6 protein-coding genes are annotated in these 5590 nt (G+C 71.8%); all 6 read left to right on the plus strand.

Translation table 11 applies throughout. The features are described 5' to 3' along the window. Positions 1-732: fumarylacetoacetate hydrolase family protein (locus AC27VN_RS31185; RefSeq protein ID WP_490879060.1), on the plus strand; the 732-nt coding region annotated here is incomplete at its 5' end. After that, positions 729-2108, plus strand: a complete 1380-nt coding sequence (locus tag AC27VN_RS31190) for an FAD-binding oxidoreductase (RefSeq protein ID WP_490879061.1) — start codon at positions 729-731, stop codon at positions 2106-2108. The genes AC27VN_RS31185 and AC27VN_RS31190, both read left to right, overlap by 4 nt. Positions 2109-2269: 161 nt before the next feature. Next, on the plus strand, positions 2270-3235 hold the full coding sequence (locus AC27VN_RS31195) for an ABC transporter substrate-binding protein (RefSeq protein WP_490879064.1): 966 nt from the start codon (positions 2270-2272) through the stop codon (positions 3233-3235). Between the two features lie 18 nt (positions 3236-3253). Beyond that, a complete protein-coding gene (locus AC27VN_RS31200; protein ID WP_395345618.1) occupies positions 3254-4180 on the plus strand; it encodes an ABC transporter permease in 927 nt (308 codons plus the stop codon). Then, positions 4174-4968 (plus strand): ABC transporter ATP-binding protein, encoded by a 795-nt coding sequence (locus tag AC27VN_RS31205; protein ID WP_490879062.1) that lies wholly within the window; start codon positions 4174-4176, stop codon positions 4966-4968. Before AC27VN_RS31200 ends, AC27VN_RS31205 begins: the two co-directional genes overlap by 7 nt. A gap of 125 nt (positions 4969-5093) precedes the next feature. Beyond that, on the plus strand, positions 5094-5590 hold a 497-nt coding region (locus AC27VN_RS31210; protein ID WP_490879063.1), incomplete at its 3' end, for an alpha-hydroxy-acid oxidizing protein.

Consider the following 5590-nt stretch of genomic DNA (forward strand, 5'->3'; position numbering starts at 1 on the left):
GCCAGCGGCTACCTGTCGCACATGGAGCGCGTGCGCCGCGCGCGCGGCGCCGAGATGCCGCCGTCGGCGCGCACCGAGCCCGTCATCTACCAGGGCCTGTCGGATCGCAACCTCGCCTGGTGCGAGGACATTCCCGCCGACCCGGCCTGGGGTACAGACCTCGAGGGCGAGTTGGCCGTGATCACCGGCGACCTGGGCCCCGCGCCCACGCCCGAGCAGGCGCTGGCCCAGGTGCGGCTGCTGGTGCTGGTCAACGACGTCTCGCTGCGCGCGCTGATCCCGGGCGAACTGGCCAAGGGCTTCGGCTTCTTCCACGGCAAGCCCGCGAGCGCCTTTGGCCCCTTCGCCGTCACGCCCGACGAGCTGGGCGCCGACTGGCGCGAGGGCCGCGCCTTCGGCCGCCTGCGCGTCGAGGTCAACGGCCAGGTGCGCGGCGAGCTGCGCACCGGCGACGACCAGGACTTCAGCTTCGTCGACATCCTGCGCTACGCCACCCGCACGCGCGGACTCGGCGCGGGCAGCATCGTCGGCGCCGGCACGGTCTCCAACCGCGATGCATCGCGCGGCGTGGCCTGCATCGTCGAGCAGCGCACGCTGCAGCAGCTCGCGGGGCAGGGGCCCGATGCGCTGGCGCCGTACCTGGTGCCGGGCGACACCGTGAGCCTGTCGTTCCATACCGACGACGGGCGCGAGCCGTTCGGCCGCATCGAGCAGAAGGCGGTGGCCGCATGAACGATGCGACCCTGGCCTGCATCGACGACCTGCGCGGCTGGCTCGGCGAGCGGTTGTCCACGGCGCCGGCCGTGCGCGACCAGCACGGCCGCGACACCACCTTCCATCCGGTGATGCCGCCCGATGCGGTCGCGTTTCCGCAGACCGTGGCCGAGGTGCAGCGCATCGTCGCAACCTGCGCCGCGCGGCGCGTGCCGCTCGTCGCCTTCGGCACCGGCACCTCCTGCGAGGGCCACATCGCGGCGCTGCGCGGCGGCATCAGCCTGGACACGCGCGGGCTGGACCGCATCCGCGAGGTTCGCGCGGCCGACATGGACGCGACCGTCGAAGCCGGCGTGACCCGCAAGAGCCTCAACGCGCACCTGCACGGCACCGGCCTGCAGTTCCCGGTCGATCCGGGCGCGGACGCATCGATCGGCGGCATGGTGTCCACGCGCGCCTCGGGCACCAACGCCATGCGCTACGGCACCATGCGCGAGAACGTGATGGCGCTCGAGGTGGTGCTGCCCGACGGCGAACTGATCCGCACCGGCACGCGCGCGCGCAAGTCCGCGGCCGGCTACGACCTCACGCGCCTGTTCGTCGGCGCCGAGGGCACGCTCGGCATCGTGACGGCGGCGACCGTGCGCCTGCATGCGCTGCCCGAGCACGTGGCGGCCGCCACCTGCGCCTTCGGCACGCTGCGCGCCGCGGTCGACACCGTGATCGAGACGCTGCAGGGCGGCGTGCAGCTCGGCCGCGTCGAACTGCTCGACGCGCTGCAGGTGGAGGCCGTGAACCGCTATTCGCGGCTCGGCATGGCGGTCGCGCCCACGCTGTTCTTCGAGTTCCACGGCAGCGAGCCCGAGGTCGCGCACCAGGTGAAGGTGGTGCGCGAGATCGCGGCCTCGCACGGTGGCCAGGACTTCGCGTGGGCGCACCGGCCCGAGGACCGCAGCCGGCTGTGGCAGGCGCGGCACGACATCTGGTGGGCCAACAAGGGCCTGCGCCCCGGCGCCGAAGGCCTGCCCACCGACGTCTGCGTGCCGATCTCCGAGCTGGCCGACCAGATCGAGGCCGCGCAGCAGGACGTGCAGGCCGAAGGGCTGATCGCGCCGATCTGCGGCCATGTCGGCGACGGCAACTTCCACCTGTGCTTCATGGTGGACCCGTCGGACGCCGCCGAGATTGCGCGCGTGAAGGCCGCCTATGCGCGGATGATCCGGCGCGCGCTCGCGGTCGGCGGCACCTGCACCGGCGAGCACGGCATCGGCCACGGCAAGGTCGAGTTCCTGCGCGAGGAGGCCGGCGGCGGCTTTCGCGTCATGCAGGCGCTGCGCGCCGCGCTCGATCCGCTCGGCATCCTGAATCCCGGCAAGGTCACCGGGTTCTTCTGACAAGGCGTGAATAAACCTACTGCGCGCCCCGATCTCGCACCTGCGGTCCTCACCGTACAGAGTACGGCTCCGGTCCTCGGCGCGACCTCGGGGCGCTCGCTACGGTTTCTTCACACCTTGTGCGTTCGTCGACCCCTTAAACCACTGGAGATCTCCCCATGATGAAACGCCCCTTCCGGGTGGCGCTGCTCGCGCTCGTCCTCGCTCCTTTCGCCGCGCTGCCGGCGCACGCCGCCGATGCGCGCGTCAGCGTCACGGCCATCGTCGACCACCCCGCGCTCGATGCGGCGCGCCAGGGGATCGTCGAGGAACTCGCCGCCGCCGGCTACGTGGTCGGAAAGAACCTGCGGCTCGACTACCAGAGCGCGCAGGGCAACACCGCGACCGCGGCCCAGATCGCGCGCAAGTTCGTCGGCGACCGGCCCGACGTGATCGTCGCGATGTCCACGCCCTCGGCGCAGACCGTGGTCGCGGCGACGCGCGAGATCCCGATCGTGTTCAGCGCCGTGACCGATCCGGTCGCCGCGAAGCTGGTCAAATCGTGGGAGGCCACGGGTGGCAACGTCACGGGCGTGTCGGACCTGCCGCTGCTGGACAAGCACCTGGCCCTGCTGCGCCAGGCGCTGCCGGCCGCCAGGCGCATCGGCGTTGTCTACAACCCCGGCGAGGCCAACTCCGTCGCCGCGATCGCGCAGCTGAAGAAGCTCGCGCAGCCGGCTGGCCTTAGCGTGATCGAAGGTGCCGCGCCGCGCACCGTGGACGTGGCGAGCGCGGCCCAGAGCCTGGTGGGCAAGGTCGATGCGATCTACGCGCCGACCGACAACAACGTGACCTCGGCCTTCGAGGCCCTGGCCAAGGTGGCGGACCAGGGCCGGGTGCCGCTGATCGCGGCCGACCCCTCGCTCGCGGCGCGTGGCGCGGCCCTGGGCATCGGCACCAACTACCACGACCTCGGCCGCCAGTCGGGCAAGCTGGTGGTGCGCGTGCTCAAGGGCGAGGCGCCCGGCAGCATCGCCTCGCAGGTCAGCCCGACGCTGGAGCTGCTCGTGAACCAGGCCGCGGCGCGGCGGCAGGGGCTGGCGCTGTCCGATGCGCTGCTCAAGTCCGCGACCCGCGTGATCGACTGAGCGCCGGCCGGAGCATCGATGTCCCTCATCGCTTTCCAGGGCTCGCTCGAGGTGGGCCTGATCTTCGCGCTGGTCGCGCTCGGCGTCTTCATCTCGTTCCGGGTCGTGAACTTTCCCGACCTGACCGTCGACGGCAGCTTCCCGCTCGGTGGCGCCGTGGCCGCGACCCTGCTGGTGGGCGGCTGGCATCCGCTGGCCGCGACCGCGGCGGCCTTCGCCGCGGGCGCGCTCGCGGGCCTCACGACCGGCTGGCTGCACGTCAAGCTCAAGATCATGCAACTGCTCGCGGGCATTCTCGTGATGATCGCGCTCTACTCGATCAACCTGCGCGTGATGGGCAAGCCCAACGAGCCCTTGCTGGGTGCGTCGACGGTGTTCAACACGCCGCCGCTCGAGGCGCTGCCCGGGCCGTGGACCACCGCGCTGGTGCTGCTGGCCGTCACCTTGGCGGTCAAGTTCGCGCTCGACCGCTACTTCGGATCGGAGGCCGGCCTGGCCATGCGCGCCACCGGCGGCAACGCGCGGATGGCGCGCGCGCTGGGCGTGTCGACCGACCGGTTGTCGTTGTTCGCGCTCGCGCTGTCCAACGGCATCGTGGCGCTGGCGGGCGCACTGTTCGCGCAATCGCAAGGCGGGGCCGACGTGTCGATGGGCATCGGCACCATCGTGATCGGGCTGGCGGCCGTGATCATCGGCGAGACCCTGCTGCCCATGCGCAGCATCGCCTGGGCCACGCTCGGCTGCGTCGTCGGCGCGGTGCTCTACCGCATGCTGGTGGCGCTGGCGCTCAACAGCGACTTCATCGGCCTGAAGGCGCAGGATCTCAACCTCGTCACGGCCGTGCTGGTGACGCTCGCGCTCGTGATGCCGGCCTCGAAGCGCTTCCTGGCGCGGCGGCGCGGTGCCCTCGGCGCATCGAAGAAGAAGGAGGCCGGCGCATGCTGAAGGCACTGGACCTGCGCGTGACCTTCCATGCGGGCACGCCGATGGAGAACCGCGCGCTGCGCGGGCTCGACCTGAGCATTCCGCGCGGCGAGTTCGTCACCGTCATCGGCTCGAACGGCGCCGGCAAGTCGACCCTGCTCAATGCGCTCAGTGGCGACCTGCTGGTCGACAGCGGCCGCATCTTCATCGACGAGGTGGAGGTCACGCGCCTGAGCGCCTGGCAGCGCAGCGCGCTCGTGGCGCGCGTGTTCCAGGACCCGATGGCCGGCACCTGTGAGGCGCTGACCATCGAGGAGAACCTCGCGCTGGCCTGGCGGCGCGGCGAGCGGCGCGGGCTGCGCGCGGCATTGCGGCGCGAACTGCGCGAGCTGTTCCGCGACCGGCTGCGCAGTCTCGACCTGGGGCTCGAGCAGCGGCTGAACGACCGCATGGGCCTGCTGTCGGGCGGCCAGCGGCAGGCCGTGAGCCTGCTGATGGCCTCGCTCAAGCCCTCGCGCATCCTGCTGCTCGACGAGCACACGGCCGCGCTCGATCCGAAGACCGCGGCCTTCGTGCTCGCGCTCACGCAGCGGATCGTGGAGGAGCAGCAGCTCACCGCGATGATGGTCACGCACAGCATGCGGCAGGCCCTGAGCCATGGCTCGCGCACGCTGATGCTGCACGAGGGCCGCGTCGTGCTCGACGTGAGCGGGCCGCAGCGCGCCGGCATGGACGTGCCCGACCTGCTGCAACTGTTCGAGCGCACGCGCGGCGAGACGGTGGCCGACGACGCGCTGCTGCTCGGATGAGCCCTGCGCGCATCGGGCTTTCGCGCGCCGTGGGCACGGCGCACGAAACATGCCGCGGCCTCCTCGCCGAAGGCCAAAGCGCCATTAAATATGCCGGCTGGACGGCTTAATATTTTCGTTCGACCATGACCCACTACCTGCAAGCGCACTGCATCGACGACTTCCGCGAACTGGCCCGGCGCGCGCTGCCGCGCATGGTGTTCGACTACATCGATGGCGGCGCGGGCTCCGAGTCGAGCGTGCGCGGCAACCGCAGCGCCTTCGACCGCGTCCGGCTGCTCGGCTCCGCGCCGGTCGACGTCTCGCAGCGCAGCACGGCGATGCAGCTGTTCGGCCGTTCGTGGACCCTGCCGCTGATCATCGGGCCCACGGGGCTGGCGGGCGCGGCCTGGCCCGGCGCCGACCGCTGCCTGGCGCGGGCCGCCCGCGCCTTCGGCATTCCGTTCGTGATGAGCACGGCCGCCACCGCGACCATGGAAGCCGTGGCCGAGGCGGCGCAGGGCAACGCCTGGTTCCAGCTCTACGTGTTCCGCGACCGCGCGATGAGCGCGCGCCTGATCGACCGGGCGCGCGACCTCGACTTCGCGGCGCTCGAGGTGACCGTGGACAACCCCGTCGCGGG

It is taken from the genome of Variovorax sp. 20P10.2.4 (assembly GCF_058244205.1).